Consider the following 1,213-nt stretch of genomic DNA (forward strand, 5'->3'; position numbering starts at 1 on the left):
AGCGTTGGGGCATGTCAGCCCAGTTGAGTACGAAAGTATGTAGTTATGTACTGTCTACTTTTTGTGGGGTACACCAGAACATAACGCCGCATTAAGGGGTGAACAACGCAAAGCACCCTACCTAAATCATTGTGCCGTAAACACTAAAGTTAATTCAAACCAAAACTGCCAAGCGTTGTGAATCCCTCTTGAATGCTTTGTTAGTTGCCAAACCTAAAGCTTTGAGTTGAAGTTGATTGCCACTTTGCCAACACTAATTTTACGTGTTTCGAAAAACTCAAATCAGGCGTAGTTTTAAAGCGTCTCTCACTGAAACCACTTGGAATTTACAACGCCGTAGAAAACGGACTTTGAACACCAAACAAACCTTTTGGAACGACAATACAGCAGAGCAGACTTTCAACAAGCTAATCAGCGTCTGCAGCAGAAAACCCAAACCGCACAAGGAACCAAAACACGATTTTCACAAATCCAAATAACTAGAAATGGAAATACGAAAACCTAGCCAAAAACACATCGACATTAGCCCTAAACATTCTGCTTCAGGTACATTTTTCCTCGTTGGCAACTAACGCCCAATTAAGGTGTGAACCACGCGACCATACAACTTAATTTGGACACCGTAAACACTGAACTTGACCTAAACCAAAAATGCCAAGCGTGGTGAATCACTCTTAAATTGTTTGTTATATGCACAGAGTTTCGACTTGCTTAATGGCATTAGAGAACACCTTATGGCATTTAAATTTCGGACTATCTCCGAGCTTATGCCAGAAAAAGTTAAACTCATGGCCGCCATCATCTTGCGTGTAAAAACTCCAGTTATTCGGCAGGTCTTCCGCGACTTCACAAAGAACAAAATGCCAAAGTTGATTTTGAAAACCGCTTTCCCAAACACCGAGATACTTGGTACTGGAAACTTTGGATATACCCGATTCCTCTTTAAGCTCCCTAAGTGCTGCACTTTCCACTGAGCTGTCTGTTAATTCTAATGTCCCTTTTACCAACTGCACATCAGCTAAAGGATGTTCAAATAGCAGCAATTCTAGAGCAGACAGTGATTTTCGAAGTACAACAGGACACACTTTGACTTCTCTATTTTCAATCCGTTTGGTCACTGAACTCTCCCGTGCATATAACGCCCTGCTAAGGGGTGAGCAACGCAATACCTAAGCCGCCGCATACCACCTTAATCACAAAAATCAACGCATAG

At 42.0% G+C, this 1,213-nt stretch carries 1 protein-coding gene; it reads right to left on the minus strand.

All coding sequences use genetic code 11. The features are described 5' to 3' along the window. Positions 1-686: 686 nt before the first annotated feature. A complete protein-coding gene (locus R7P74_RS24845; protein WP_262635819.1) occupies positions 687-1,118 on the minus strand; it encodes an NUDIX hydrolase in 432 nt (143 codons plus the stop codon). Between the last annotated feature and the right edge of the window lie 95 nt (positions 1,119-1,213).

The sequence above is a fragment of the Vibrio sp. 2033 genome (assembly GCF_033339735.1).